Origin of the sequence: Kribbella sp. NPDC049227, assembly GCF_043197265.1 — a bacterium.
Classification (GTDB): domain Bacteria; phylum Actinomycetota; class Actinomycetes; order Propionibacteriales; family Kribbellaceae; genus Kribbella.
The window spans coordinates 308288-321279 of the sequence record NZ_JBICST010000006.1 but is presented as its reverse complement, the minus strand read 5'-3'; the positions used below and the strand labels follow the sequence as shown (position 1 = coordinate 321279).

General features: G+C 69.1%; 13 protein-coding genes. 3 read left to right on the top strand and 10 right to left on the bottom strand.

Annotated elements, in window-relative coordinates:
• Positions 1-3 precede the first annotated feature (3 nt).
• The gene (locus ACGFH6_RS27540; protein WP_393389537.1) at positions 4-1386 is read right to left on the bottom strand and encodes an ABC transporter substrate-binding protein; all 1383 of its coding nucleotides are present in this window, start codon (positions 1384-1386) and stop codon (positions 4-6) included.
• A gap of 130 nt (positions 1387-1516) precedes the next feature.
• Complete coding sequence (locus ACGFH6_RS27535; protein WP_393389534.1) at positions 1517-2293, bottom strand: alpha/beta fold hydrolase; 777 nt, start codon at positions 2291-2293, stop codon at positions 1517-1519.
• A 63-nt stretch (positions 2294-2356) separates the two neighbouring features.
• Here ACGFH6_RS27535 and ACGFH6_RS27530 point away from each other — a divergent pair, with 63 nt between their 5' ends.
• Both ACGFH6_RS27530 and ACGFH6_RS27525 read left to right on the top strand, forming a co-directional pair.
• Positions 2357-2737, top strand: coding sequence for a VOC family protein (locus ACGFH6_RS27530; RefSeq protein WP_393389531.1), 381 nt, complete (start codon positions 2357-2359; stop codon positions 2735-2737).
• Between the two features lie 37 nt (positions 2738-2774).
• Positions 2775-3251: a GNAT family N-acetyltransferase gene (locus ACGFH6_RS27525; RefSeq protein ID WP_393389528.1), complete on the top strand. Its 477-nt coding sequence runs from the start codon at positions 2775-2777 to the stop codon at positions 3249-3251.
• Here the strand turns inward: ACGFH6_RS27525 and ACGFH6_RS27520 are convergent.
• The 3 genes from ACGFH6_RS27520 to ACGFH6_RS27510 all read right to left on the bottom strand — a co-directional run bounded on the left by ACGFH6_RS27520 (position 3248) and on the right by ACGFH6_RS27510 (position 5894).
• Positions 3248-4309, bottom strand: coding sequence for a DUF4185 domain-containing protein (locus tag ACGFH6_RS27520; protein ID WP_393389525.1), 1062 nt, complete (start codon positions 4307-4309; stop codon positions 3248-3250). The genes ACGFH6_RS27525 and ACGFH6_RS27520 overlap by 4 nt on opposite strands.
• Before the next feature lie 116 nt (positions 4310-4425).
• A complete protein-coding gene (locus ACGFH6_RS27515; protein ID WP_393389522.1) occupies positions 4426-5244 on the bottom strand; it encodes a sulfurtransferase in 819 nt (272 codons plus the stop codon).
• Positions 5241-5894, bottom strand: coding sequence for a thymidine kinase (locus ACGFH6_RS27510; protein WP_360448853.1), 654 nt, complete (start codon positions 5892-5894; stop codon positions 5241-5243). Before ACGFH6_RS27510 ends, ACGFH6_RS27515 begins: the two co-directional genes overlap by 4 nt.
• A 114-nt stretch (positions 5895-6008) precedes the next feature.
• Between ACGFH6_RS27510 and ACGFH6_RS27505 the strand changes: the two genes are divergently transcribed.
• Positions 6009-7652 carry a S8 family serine peptidase gene (locus ACGFH6_RS27505; RefSeq protein ID WP_393389519.1) on the top strand — a complete coding sequence of 548 codons (1644 nt, stop codon included), beginning with the start codon at positions 6009-6011 and terminating at the stop codon, positions 7650-7652.
• Here the strand turns inward: ACGFH6_RS27505 and ACGFH6_RS27500 are convergent.
• The 5 genes from ACGFH6_RS27500 to ACGFH6_RS27480 all read right to left on the bottom strand — a co-directional run bounded on the left by ACGFH6_RS27500 (position 7649) and on the right by ACGFH6_RS27480 (position 12961).
• Positions 7649-8770: an alkaline phosphatase family protein gene (locus tag ACGFH6_RS27500; protein WP_393389516.1), complete on the bottom strand. Its 1122-nt coding sequence runs from the start codon at positions 8768-8770 to the stop codon at positions 7649-7651. The genes ACGFH6_RS27505 and ACGFH6_RS27500 overlap by 4 nt on opposite strands.
• A gap of 4 nt (positions 8771-8774) precedes the next feature.
• A complete protein-coding gene (locus ACGFH6_RS27495) occupies positions 8775-9383 on the bottom strand; it encodes a DUF5998 family protein (RefSeq protein WP_393389514.1) in 609 nt (202 codons plus the stop codon).
• Between the two features lie 57 nt (positions 9384-9440).
• On the bottom strand, positions 9441-11090 hold the full coding sequence (locus ACGFH6_RS27490; protein WP_393389510.1) for an FtsX-like permease family protein: 1650 nt from the start codon (positions 11088-11090) through the stop codon (positions 9441-9443).
• Entirely contained in the window at positions 11087-11797 is a 711-nt protein-coding gene (locus ACGFH6_RS27485; RefSeq protein WP_393389507.1) for an ABC transporter ATP-binding protein, read from the bottom strand. Before ACGFH6_RS27485 ends, ACGFH6_RS27490 begins: the two co-directional genes overlap by 4 nt.
• 108 nt (positions 11798-11905) lie before the next feature.
• The gene (locus tag ACGFH6_RS27480) at positions 11906-12961 is read right to left on the bottom strand and encodes a P1 family peptidase (protein WP_393389505.1); all 1056 of its coding nucleotides are present in this window, start codon (positions 12959-12961) and stop codon (positions 11906-11908) included.
• Positions 12962-12992 lie beyond the last annotated feature (31 nt).

Here is a 12992-nt window from a genome sequence, read left to right as displayed (position 1 = left end):
GGACTACCGGGCCAGGCGCGCGTCGATCTTCGAGGCGGCGTCAGTCAGCAGTTTGTCGATGTCCGCGTCCTTCTTCGTCAGCACCTGCTGGACCACCGGGTCGAGCAGGGCGTAGACCTCCTGGCCCTTGTTCGACGGCTCCGGCAGCAGCTTCAGCGACTTGGTCGAGTCGATGTAGCCCTGGAACTGCTGCACCGGGACGTTCACGTACGGCTCACGCCACTTGTTGAACTGGTCGTAGGTCTCCTGGCTCAGCGGCGAGATCCCCGGGCGGCCGACGAAACCCTTGTCGGCGATCGTGGTCTTGGCGTCCGCGACCGCGACCGACTCGGTCGTGTACTTGTCGAACTGGTCGAACTTGATCCACTTCAGCGCCGCGACGATCTCGTTCTTGGACGCCTTCGGGTTGATCATCTTCAGCGAGCCGCCGGTCAGCGTGCCGTGCGGGCCGCCGTCCTGCGGGAGTGCGGCGTGACCGTAGTCAGCCGGCTTCATGCCGAAGTTCTTCACCGCCATGTCGTAGGCGTCCGGCGCCTGCAGGACCATGCCGATCTTCCCGGCCGCGAAGTCCTGCCGGATCTCCTCTTGGTTGTAGAGGAAGTTGCTGCCCATCGAGTTGTCGGACCAGCGCATGTCCTTCAGCAACTGCAGCGCCTTCTTGGTCGGCGCGTCGTTGAAGGTGGACTTTTTGCCGTCCTGGCTCTCGACCGTGCCGCCCATGCTGTAGGTCATCGTGGTCAGCATCCAGCCGCCGGTGTTGTCCTTGGTCAGCTGGGCGTAGCCGGCCTTGCCGGTCTTCTCGGTGATCTGCTTGGCGTACTGCCGGACCTCGTCCCAGGACGTCGGCGGCTTGTCCGGGTCCAGGCCGGCCTGCGTGAACAACGCCCGGTTGTACGCCAGACCGACCGAGAAGACGTCGATCGGGACACCGTAGATCCGGCCCTTGTCGTCCTGGACGATCTTCAGCACGTTCGGGTTCAGGTCCTTGGTCAGGTCGACCAGCTTGAGCTCGTCGGTGATGTCCGGGAGCTGCCTGTTCGGGATCATGTTGGCCGGCTCGGTGAAGCTGATGTTCATCACCGTCGGCAGCGAGCCGCCCGCGACCTGCGCCTGGAAGGTCTGCGCGTCCCATTTCGTCTCGGTCGACTTCACCGTGATGTTGGGGTGGGCGGCGGTGAAGTCCTTGATCTTCTTCTCGAACGCCTTGATGTCGTTCGGCTTGTCGGGGGTCGGACGGTCCCCGATCGTGATGGTGACCGGCGCGTTCTCGTCGATCCCACCGGCCGCCGGGCCGGAGGACGGCGTCGTACCGTCGGCGCAGCCCGCCACCGCGAGCACCAGCCCCGCCACGCCCAGGCCGGCGCTCCACCTGCTCACTCTCGTCATCGGAACTCCTCGGGTTTCCGCATGCCGCCGATGTGCTCTGAGCCACACACCGGCCAGGTCCCGAGTAAGTTAAACCAAGCGTGTTACTAATTCAATGCCTACAAGCTACCGATTCCTGCAACGGTTTCGCTCAGCCGCCCAGATCGCCCATCGGCATGTACTTCGGCGACGGCGTGTCGCCGAGGAAGTCGAGCAGCAGGCCGTTCACCAGGGCGGGCTTCTCCAGCGGTACGGCGTGGGAGGCGCCGGGGATGACGGCGAGTTGCGCGTCCGGGATCGCCCTCGCGACGGCGACGTTGTGCTCGATCCGTACGCAGTCGTCGTCGCCTTGCATGAGCAGGACCGGCATCGGCAGGTGCTGGACGTCGGCGGGCTGGATGTCGGGGATCGAGCTCCACATCTCGGTCCACTTGGCGAAGACGACGCCGAAGTGTCCGGGCCCGTCGGGCGACAACCGCTCGTAGTCCTCGCGGGCCAACGTCGCGAGTGAGTCGAGGCCCTCGGGCGTCGTCATCAGGCGGTCGTTCGCGGACGTTCCGCCGGCCCTGGTGAGCTCGGTGCCGATCATGACGAGTTTCCGGACCAGCTCCGGACGGCTCAACGCCATCCGTACGGCGACCTTGCCGCCGTCGCTCCAGCCGATCACGTACGCCGACTCGAGTCCGAGCGCCGCCATGAACGCGATCATGTCCTCGGCGTAACCGTCCATGGTCGCCGGTCCCTCGACATCCGGGCTCCGGCCGTGCCCGCGGCGGTCGGGGATGAACAGCTGATACCGCTCAGCGAGCGCCGGCGCCTGAGCCCTCCAGCTCTCCCCGGTCGTCGCACCACCGTGGATCAGGATCACCGGCTCACCGGTCCCCTGTGTCTCGTAGTAGATCCGGATTCCCCCCGCGTCGATCTCCATGACGTCGAACGTATCAGCGGGCTTCCGACGTTCCCAGTGACACAGATTCGACGAGGAGGACCCATGACTGATGCGGTCGTGCACTTCGAGATCATCGGGACCGATCCGGTCCGGCTCCGGGAGTACTACGGCGAGTTGTTCGGCTGGGAGTACGAGGTCGGCGACACCGTGTCCGGGCAGGTTTCCGAGCCTGGCAACTACGGCTTCGTGGACGGCAGTACGACGGGCGCGCCCGGGCTGAACGGCGGCGTCGGAGGCGGGCCCGGTCTCCAGCCGAAGTCGCTGTTCTACGTCGGCGTGGACGATGTCGGGGCGGCGCTCGACCGGGCCGAGGAGCTGGGTGGCCGCCGGGTGTTCGGGCCTGACGGCGTACCGGGGAAGCTCGTGGTCGGGCAGTTCACCGATCCGGAGGGCAACCTCGTCGGGGTGGCCGGGCCGAAATAGCGTCGCGGCCGGTTCGCCGGTCGGCGAGGATGGCCGCATGATCCTCCGACCGGCGACGGCCGACGACTTCGCGTTCCTGACCGAGATGTTGTTGGAGGCATACAACTGGGAGGGGACGCCCTGGTTCACGTTGGACAAGCTCCGGGCCGAGGACAGCGCCTGGCGGTACGTCGCCGGCTGGCCACGGGCCACCGACTTCGGCGTCGTAGCCGAGGTCGACGGCGCCCTGGCCGGCGCGACCTGGGCGCGCCAGTTGACGGCGGACCGTCCCGGATACGGCTACATCGCTGACGACCTACCCGAACTGACGCTCGGCGTGGCGCCGGCCTTCCGCCGTCAGGGCATCGCCCGCGCGTTGCTCACGGAGCTCATTGCCATGGCCGGCAAAGCGTCGTACCAGCGGCTGGCTTTGAGTGTTGACCCGGGCAACCCGGCAGCCAGCCTCTACCGGTCCCTCGGCTTCCAGAAGGTCGCCGTCAACGGCACCTCCGACACGATGGTGCTCGACGTCTAGCCGAAGCCGCGGACGCGGAACTGCATGACTCGGTAGGGCCAGCCGGCGTCGGTCTTCCACTGGCTGACCGAGAGGTGCAGGTCGCTGAGAGTCGAGCCGGGGATGATGTAGCCGCCGTACAGCTGGGCGACGTGGTTGTCGTTCTCCTGGCCCCAGGCGCCGCCGTAGATCAGGGTCTGGCGGTACGCCGTGAACAGGTTCGAGGTCGGGGTGTCCATGATGATGCCGTCGATCCGGTAGTCGCCGGCGTTGAACCAGGTCAGCACCCACTTGCCGCCGAGCGGGCGCAGGCAGAGTTCGCCGAAGCTGCCGGTCAGGATCGGCGTGGCCGGGTTGCCCCAGGCCCACACGCCGTCGCGGAAGCCCCACGGCTCGTACGCCGCCGGGTTCGCGATCTGGTCGCTGCGGACCCGCTTGAGGATGATCGGCTTGTTCCGCTGGAAACCGGTCGAGTAGACGTACACGTAGCCGTCGTTTCCCTCACCCCACGTCAGGCACTGGAACAGCCCGCCGTCGATGTTCGGGTCGAACTTCGCGCCGGTGTGGTACCAACTCGCACCGGAGTTGTCGCTACGCCAGATCTCGGTCCACACCACGTTGCCGAGGCCCTTGTTCACCATCGCGTGCAGGTACATCGACCCGCCGATCGTGATCACATCCGACGGGAGCACGGTCGAGAACGTCGGGTTGTCGTGCGGGTAGTCCCACAGTTGCTGGGCCGCTGCTCCGCCGACTGCACCGGACCACTGCACACCGCCCGAGAGGTTCGTCGTCGTCGACCACAACGCAACCGGCGAACGCCACCACCCGCCACCGACCGTCGGCTGCTCGAACGTATCTCCGAACATGAACAGCAACCGCCCGTCCGGCGTACGCGCCGGGATCCCGAGATCCGTCGCCGCCATCCGGAACCGGTCCGTCAGCCCGGGCCCGGTCAGGTCGGCCACCTTGTTCGTGGTCACCACCTGCGCGCTCGCCCAGGCCGAAGTACCAGGAACGGCTGCCAAGGCGCCGGCACCGAGGGCCGCACGCAAGAACGTAGATCGCTTGATCACCATCGACTGACTCCCAGGGGTAGTTCGGGGCGGTGTGGGAAATCGATTTCTGGCTCACTGTCCCGAATGCACCAACCGAAGTCAAGACCTCGCTGTCCGTGCGCGGAGGCGCCGGCGGATTAGTCCTTGCCGGTGGCCACCGGGCGGTCGGGGTCGGTGATCCATTCGGACCAGGAGCCGATGTACACCGTGGAAGGGATGCCGGCCACTTCGAGGGCCAGGGCTTCGTGGGCCGCGGTGACGCCGGAGCCGCAGTAGACGGCCACCTCGGAGGTGTTGTCGACGCCGAGGCCGGTGAAGCGGGCCTGGAGGTCAGCGGTCGGGAGGAAGTGACCGGTGGAGTCGACGTTGGCGGTGGTGGGGGCGTTGACCGCGCCGGGGATGTGGCCGGCGACCGGATCCATCGGCTCGACCTCGCCGGCGAAGCGTTCGGGTGCTCGCGCATCCAGCAGCACGCCCGAGGCAGCGACCGCAGCGGCGCCTTCGGCGTCGAGCATCGGGATGTGTCCGGGCGTAGCGGTGAAGTTGCTGACACCGTCGGCAGGGACGTCGGTCGTGACCTCTCCCCCGGCCGCCTGCCAGGCGGCCAGTCCCCCGTCAAGCACGCGTACGTCGCGGACACCGAAGTACCGGAAGATCCACCAGGCCCGCGCGGCCGCCGTCGAGTTCGACGCGTCGTACACCACGACCGGCGTGTCCGCCGTGATGCCGGTACGCCGGAAGGTCGAGGTCACGGTCGTTGCTGCGGGCAACGGGTGGCGGCCGGGACCGGGTGGGCCGGCCAGCTCGGTGTCCAGGTCGACGAAGTACGCGCCGGGCAGATGGCCGGCGTCGTACGCCTCCTTGCCGGCCGGGCCGGCGAGATTCCACGTGGAGTCGATCAGCACCGGCCGCTCGGCCAGGGCGCGCAACTCGTCGACGGTGATCAAGGGACTCATGACGCGGCTCCTCCGAACGGCAGTACCTCGGGCGACAGGGTGGCGCGGGCGCGCGCCTGGGTGAGCCGGCGCCGGTGGTGCCGGCGGCAGAGCACTTCGTACGAGACCTCGTGGTCGTGGGACACGATGTCGCCCACCACGAGCTGCTCGCCTTCCGTCACCATCTCCCCACCGATCGTACGGGCGTTGTGGGTGGCGCGTTCACCGCACCAGCACAGCGCCTCGACCTGCAGCACCTCCAGCCGGTCGGCGAGCTCGACCAATCGCGCCGATCCGGGGAACAGCGACGCCCGGAAGTCGGTCAGGATGCCGAAGCAGAACACGTCGATCTGCAGTTCGTCGACCAGCCGGGCCAGCTGCTCGATCTGCAGCGAGCTGTAGAACTGCGCCTCGTCGCACACCGCGTAGTCGATCCGTCCACCGTGCGTCAGCTCGCTGACGACGTAGTCCCAGAAGTCGAACTCGGGCCGCACCTCGATCGCGTCGGCCGACAGCCCGAGCCGGGACGAGAGCACCGACTCGCCGGCCCGGTCATGGCTGGTGAAGATCCGGCCGATCCGTCCGCGCGCCTTGTGGTTGTGATCCATCTGCAGCGCCAGCGTGGACTTTCCGCAGTCCATGGTCCCCGTGAAGTAGGTCAGCTCAGCCACGGGCGCTCATCCTGCCAAGTCAACGGTCCGGGTCGCACGCCGGGGTGTGTCGGTTCGGGGAGCAATTCCGGGCGTCGGCTTGGGTTCTGTGCCTCCGGCCGGTTTGAATGGATCGTGCGCAAAGCTCTGATCCTCTTCCTCACGGCGTGTCTGACGGCCGTCACAGCCGGATTGCCGGCCGCCGCGACGCCGCTGCGGGCCGAGGCAGGGCTGCGTGCGTACTTCGTGATCACCGAGCCGCGGCAGACCGCCAAGGTCACCGACGCGATCACCTCGAACGGCGGCACGGTCTATGCGACGTACGACGCCATCGGCGTGATCGTGGCGCACTCGACCTCCCCGGAGTTCATCGGCAAGATGCGCGGCGTCAGCGGCGTACAGAAGGCCGGGGCGACCCGTACCTCGGATCTGCCGGGCGATGTCGGCAACCCGGCGATCCCGCCGGCCGTGCCCGAGTCACCGACGAACGCGCCGGAGACCGACCGCGCCGATATGATGCAGATCGGTGCCGACCGCGCCTGGACCAAGACCCTCGGCGCGAAGACCGTCACGGTCGGCGTGCTCGACACCGGTGTGGACGACCAGCACCCGGACCTCAAGGCGAACTTCGACGCCACCAAGTCGGCCTCCTGCGCCTACGGCAAGGTCGACACCCGGCCCGGCGCCTGGCGCCCGGTCGGAGAACACGGCACCCACGTCGCCGGCACGATCGCCGCCGCGAAGAACGGCATCGGCATGATCGGCGTCGCGCCGGGCGTGAAGGTGTCGTCGATCCGGGTCGCCGAGGCCGGCAGTCAACTGTTCTTCCCCGAGGCCACCGTCTGCGCGTTCATGTTCGCCGCCGACAAGGGCGTCTCGGTGACCAACAACAGCTACTACACCGACCCCTGGCTGTTCCTCTGCCCGAACGACCCGGACCAGGACGCGATCGCCGAGGGCATCCGACGGGCTGTCGCGTACTCGGACAGCAAAGGTGTGGTGAACGTCAGCGCGGCCGGCAACGAGGACTACAACCTGGCCGACAAGTCCGGTGACGACACGAGCCCGAACGACTCCGAGCCGGCTCCGCGCCAGGTGACGACCGACTGCCTGAACCTTCCGGGCGAGCTGCCGAACATGGTGACGGTGGCCTCCGTCGACGCCACCGGCGCCAAGTCCCGGTTCTCCAACTTCGGTGAGAACAAGATCAACCTCGCCGCCCCGGGCGAGAACGTGTACTCCACCATCCCGGGCGGCGGCTACCAGCAGAACAGCGGTACGTCGATGGCATCGCCACACGTCGCCGGTGTCGCCGCTCTGCTGCGCAGTGTCGATCCCAAGCTCACGGCCGCGCAGGTGCGAGGGAAGCTCGCCGAGCAGGCGAACGACCTGGCCTGCCCGGCGGGCTCGTCCGGTGAGTGCATCGGCACCCAGGCGAACAACTCCTACTACGGCGAGGGCATGGTCGATGCGGCCGAGGCCGTCGGGGAGGCCGCCGCCCAGCCGCAGGGCGCGATCGCGATCACCGAACCGTCGGAGCAGATCGGGTTCGGCGGTGTGCCGGCCGTTCCGCTGCTGATGAAGGGTACGGGCGGCACCGGTGACATCAGCTACACCGCCCACGGCCTGCCGCCGGGCCTGAGCATCGACCCCGAGCGCGGCTGGATCACCGGCGTCCTGACGCCCGGAGCCGGGCGCTACAAGGTGACCGTGGTCGCCCGCGACGGCGAGGCGAAGACCGCGCAGACCAGCTTCTTCTGGGACGTCTGGAGCTTCTAGCCGGCGTCGACGAGCAGCGGGATCGCCATCTCGTCCTCGGTCAGCGATCCGTGCAGGCCGATCAGTCCGGCCTCGTGCGGATAGCGCCGGCTCGCGACCAGCGAGATCTGCCCCAGGGCGGCGACGATCACGTCACCCAGCCGCGGTGACACGCGGTCTTCCACGCCGCCGAACCACCCACGCGCGACCGCCTCCTCACGGCTGAGCACGATCGCGTCGTCCCCCAGCCGCTCCCGGTACGCCGCCAGTACGTCGGCCTCGGCGCCCTCTAAGCAGTAGAGATGACGGAAGCGCGACTCACCACCGATCAGGCGCAGGCCGTCGGTGAGCGCGGGCTCGGCATCCAGGTCGACGCGGTCCTCCGGCGCGACGTCCATCATGCCGTGATCGGCGACGACGACGAGTACGGCGTCCCGCGGCAACGCGGACCGGACCTGCTGGGCGAACAGGTCCGCGGCTCCGAGCTCCTTGCGCCACTGCCACGACTCCGAGCCCTGGTTGTGACCCGTGTAGTCCAGCTGCGAGTCGTACACGTAGACCAGTGAGGAGCTGCCTTCCCGGCTCGCGAACCGGGTCGCGTCCAGCCGGTCCTCGACGGTGTCGGCGCCCCGGTGCGCACTCCCCCGGAACGCTGCCGCCGTCAGCCCGGACGTGTCGAAGCGCGCCTTGCTCACGTTGCGCGTGGCAACTCCGGCGGCCGCGATCCGGTCGAAGACCGTCCCGTGCGGCTGCCACCGCCGCGGGTCCACCGGCGCATCCCACGAGAGCGCGTTCAGCAAGGCACCGGACTCGGGCACGATCGACGTGTAGCCGACGATCCCGTGTGCACCCGGTGGCAGCCCGGTCCCGAGGCTGGTCAGGCTCACCGCGGTCGTCGACGGCACACCAGCCGTCAGACTGCGCCCGGTCGGCACCAACGACGAGAGGTACGGCGCCGCGTCCGCGTTCCGTCGCAGCAGATTCCACCCCAGTCCGTCGAGCAGCAGTACGGCGTACCGCGAGGCAGGCGGCAGGCCGAGGAGGTTGTGCTCATTGGGGACCGACAGCGCACCTGCCACAGAGGGCAGTACGTCGGCAAGCGAACCACCGCCGTACTGCGGGGCCACGGACGCGATCACGGCACTACCGACTGGTGGCGAACGACAGCGCCTGGGCGAAGTCGAGCACTTGCTGGATGCCCGCCGGGCCGTCCGCGGCGGCACTGATCCGCAGCGAGATGTCGTCGGCGGCAACGGAGCCGGTGTAGCCGTGGTCGGCCTCGCAGTTCGGGTCGGCGCAGACGGCCGGCTCGAGGTCGATCCGGTTCACCATGCCCCACCCGATGGTCAGCACCACCTCGCCGCCGCCCGAGGCCGGGTCGGCCTTACCCGAGGCGTAGCCGGCCGGATTGGGAACCACCCGGTTCACGACCACCGCGTTCACCCGCGGCAGCGGGATGGCCTCGGTCGACGTCGACGCGTACGGCGCGCGGATCAGCTCGTCGGCGGCATGCTCGTCGGTGTGCCCGACGATCAGCCGGGACGGGGTCAGGGCCAGGATCGTGATGTGCCGCCGGACTTCGTCCCGATCGAACGTCGGCTCGTGCTGCAGCACGAACGCACGGATCGGCTCGCCCGCGATCGCCACCGCGAGGGAGTCCGTCACCACGTCCGGGTAGTAGCCGCAGCGGTCGATCGCCTCGCGCAGGTCCGCCGAGACATCCGCGAGCTCCGGAACATTCAGGTCACGCATGCCCTCATCCTTGCACGGACACGCCGCGGCCCGATCGCCCCTTGTGGACAACCGCGATCAGTTCGCACTTGCCTTCCGCAGGACCGGTGCTCCGGCGGTTCCGGCGACCGCTACCAGGACGAGCCCGACCACGATCTGCCCGATCAGCAGGAAGAGGCCCGAGCTGCCCTCGGTGATGACCTTGCCGCCGCTGAGCGCCAGGCCGCACAGCGCACCGAAGCCGACCACCGGCAGCCCGACTCCGATCACAGGAATGAGAGCCGCCAACCGCGACGACCGCTCGATGACTCGCAGCGGCACTCCGGACCGGCGCAGCGCGCGTGCCGGGGTCGCTTGGTCGAGCGCCGTACCGACCGCACCAGCCGCCGTCGAGGCTGCCACGGTCAGGAACACCAGCGCGAGCAGGAGCGCTACGCCGATCCGCATGTCCTGGAAGGACGGGTCGTCGTCCCCGGACGGCATGAACACGGAGATGAATCCGGTGACGAAGCCGCTCAGCACGAGCGCAGCCACCGGGCGGAACGCTCCCTTCGGGTCGTCCACGAGCCGTCGGCCGGCCAATAGCGCCACCGGGCCGTTGGCGAGGTTCGCCAGCGTCTTGCCGATCAACTGCACCGCCCACGGCCCCATCACTCGTACGGCGAGCGCGGCGAACCCGATCCCGATCAGCAGCGGTACGACGGCCGCCTGCATGCCGTAGGCAGCCAGGATGATCGGACCGATTGCCAGCAGCCCCAGCCGCAGGGCACTGGTCGCCTTACGCGTCTGCCCGCGTACGACGCCCAGCGGCGTGATGCTGACCCGGCCGAGACCGATCAGCGCGCTGATGACCGATAGGACAGGTACGGCGGCCAGCACGATCAGCACGTTCCACCAGCTAGCGGTGATGTCGTGCACGAACCAGCGCCCGCCGCCCAGCGGGATACGCGCGATGAGCGGAGTCAGCACGGTGTAGCCGACGAGACCGACGACAGCACCGGCCAGACCGAGCACGGCCTGCTCGACAGCGCTCAGCCAGAGCACCTGAGTCCTCGTAGCTCCGGCCAGGCGCAGTGCGGCCAGCCGGTGCTCCCGGCGCTTGGCTGCGACACCGGCTGCCTGGCCGACCAGGCTGAGGATCGGGAACAGCACCAGAACGATGCCGAACGCCACGGCGATCAGCAGTCCGAACATCCGGCTGTCCATCACGTCTTCGTTCCAGCTGCTCACGTACTGCGGGTGCTCGTCGGGACTGATCGAGTCGACGCCACGGATGACGATGAACTCCTGCGGCGAGGACAGCCCCTTGTCGCTGATCACTCCGGTCGGCTGCGCGACGCCGTACTGCTTGCTGAGGCTGGACCAGTGCTTGGCGACCTCGGGCGAGACGAAGACCTCGCCGGGCTTGGGCGTGTGGTCGAGGCCTGGAGGGGGCGGGAGTTCGTTCTGATGCAGCGTGGCGAGGTCGAGGCGGATCATCGGGTGGCCATCGACCCTCTCGCGGTCGGTCTGGTCGATGGCGCCGATCGCGGTCGCCGGGTCCGCGTGATCCGCGCTCCGCCAGCCGATCCGGTCGGAGCGGTGAGCCAGACCGAGCGAGCCGGCGATCAGGAAGGTGACCAGCAGCGCGACGACGGCGGTGGCGCCGAGCGCCGCGAGGTTGGCTGCCCGTCCGCCGGGACCCGGTCGGCGGACGAACCGCAGGCCGAGATCGGTCATCGGGTTCATCGGTTCGCCCCCAGCGACTCGCTCACCCGGCCGTCGACGATCCGCAGGACGCGGTGGCAGCGGGCGGCCACGGCGTTGTCGTGCGTGACGACGACCACCGCGGCACCGCGATACGTGGCGGCGCCGACCAGCAGGTCGATGACCTGCGCGCCGGTCGCCGCGTCCAGCGCGCCGGTGGGCTCGTCGGCGAACACCACCTGTGGCTCGCCGACGAGCGCCCGCGCGATGGCGACCCGCTGCGCCTGACCACCGGAGAGTTCACCCGGACGGCGGCCCGCCTCCGCGGCCAGACCGACCTGGGCGAGCATCATCCGCGCCCGGCCGACGGCGTCGCGCCGGCTCATGCCGTCCACCATCAGCGGCAGTGCCACGTTCTCGTCGGCGGGCAGCTCGGCAAGCAACTGGTTGTCCTGGAAGACGAACCCGAGCCGCCGGCGGCGGAGCACGGTCCGTGCGGCGTCGTTCAGCTGGTCGACCCGCTCGCCGCCCAGCCACACCTCGCCCTGGTCGGGCGTGAGGATGCCGGCGAGCACGTGCAGGAGTGTGGTCTTGCCGTTGCCGCTGGGGCCCATGACGGCGAGGGCTTCGCCGGACCGTACGGCGACGTCCACGCCGGCCAGCCCGACGACCTCTCCGTAGTACTTGACCAGGCCATGGCCGCTGAGGACGATCTGCGGCTGCGTGGGTTGGGGACTCTGGAAGCTCATACCCCAGAGCCTGTCGCGGACGGCGGCGGAGTTCGTCGGCCCGCGGACCGGTCTTGCCGTCGCCTTCAGGCGTCCTTCGTCAGCCCGACGTAGTACTGGAGTCGTACGTCACTCGGTCCGGAAGGCTGACGGGTAGGCGTCGCGGTAGCTGGGGATCGCGCCGGCCGAGGTCTCGACGGTCTGGGCGTTGAGCATCGCGTGCACGATCGCACGAGACAGCGTGCGGGACCCGGCCGCGAAGACCGTCTCCAACTGCCCGAGTGCGGTTGGATCGGTGACGCTCAACCGCGGCCGGTCGTCGTCAGGCAGGCGGGTCGACAGGGCGAAGATGCTGTCGCCGTCGACCAGCGTATGGATCGGGTCGAGCGCCCGAGCCAGTCCGTCGTGCGCCACCATCGCCATCCGCTTCGCCGCCGCCTTCTCGAGCGGTACGTCGGTCGCCACGACAGCGATCACCGTGTTCATCGGCGGACCGGGGATCAGGTTGCGTCCGGGCGCGGCCGGCGGTGGTGCCTCGGTCGGCGTCCGCAGGTGCGTGAACTCGTTGCCGATGCCGTAGCGAGCGCCGTACAGGTTGCCGTCGCCGTCGACCGTCGAGCCGGCCGCGTTGACGATCACCAGTGCACCGACCGTCGAGCCGTCGTCGAGCCGGACGCTGGCCGAGCCGACGCCGCCCTTCAACGACCTGGCTCGTGCGCCCGCGCCGGCGCCGTGGTTGCCCAGGGCAACCGGTCCATCGGTGGCGGCGGCGATCGCATCGGCACCCCAGGAGGGTTCGGGCCGGGCGCGGAAGTCGCCGCCGCGCCCGAGGTCGAAGATCACTGCGGCCGGGACGATCGGGACCACCTCGTTGTCGCCCAGCCCGACCCGCACTCCCTCGCCGCGCTCCTCCAGCCAGCGCATCACGCTGCCGGCCGTGTCGAGACCGTAGGCGCTGCCGCCGGTCAGGACGATCGCGTTCACCCCGGCGTTCGAGTTCACCGGGTCGAGCAGGTCGGTCTCGCGGGTGCCGGGCGCGCCACCGCGGACGTCGACACCGGCCACCGCCGTACCGGGCACGTGGACGACCGTCGTACCGGTCAGGTACGGCGCGTCGACGCGTTCGACCTGGCCGACGAGAACTCCAGGGACATCGGTGATCGCATTGTGCGGACCAGGCTGCATGACCCAGATCCTGTCACGGAGCCGGTCGACA

Coding starts and splice junctions, on each gene's coding strand:
- ACGFH6_RS27525 (WP_393389528.1), top strand. CDS start 2,775: ATGATCCTCCGACCGGCGACGGCCGACGACTTCGCGTTCCTGACCGAG.
- ACGFH6_RS27540 (WP_393389537.1), bottom strand. CDS start 1,386: ATGACGAGAGTGAGCAGGTGGAGCGCCGGCCTGGGCGTGGCGGGGCTG.
- ACGFH6_RS27490 (WP_393389510.1), bottom strand. CDS start 11,090: ATGAACCCGATGACCGATCTCGGCCTGCGGTTCGTCCGCCGACCGGGT.
- ACGFH6_RS27515 (WP_393389522.1), bottom strand. CDS start 5,244: ATGAGTCCCTTGATCACCGTCGACGAGTTGCGCGCCCTGGCCGAGCGG.
- ACGFH6_RS27530 (WP_393389531.1), top strand. CDS start 2,357: ATGACTGATGCGGTCGTGCACTTCGAGATCATCGGGACCGATCCGGTC.
- ACGFH6_RS27485 (WP_393389507.1), bottom strand. CDS start 11,797: ATGAGCTTCCAGAGTCCCCAACCCACGCAGCCGCAGATCGTCCTCAGC.
- ACGFH6_RS27535 (WP_393389534.1), bottom strand. CDS start 2,293: ATGGAGATCGACGCGGGGGGAATCCGGATCTACTACGAGACACAGGGG.
- ACGFH6_RS27520 (WP_393389525.1), bottom strand. CDS start 4,309: ATGGTGATCAAGCGATCTACGTTCTTGCGTGCGGCCCTCGGTGCCGGC.
- ACGFH6_RS27480 (WP_393389505.1), bottom strand. CDS start 12,961: ATGCAGCCTGGTCCGCACAATGCGATCACCGATGTCCCTGGAGTTCTC.
- ACGFH6_RS27495 (WP_393389514.1), bottom strand. CDS start 9,383: ATGCGTGACCTGAATGTTCCGGAGCTCGCGGATGTCTCGGCGGACCTG.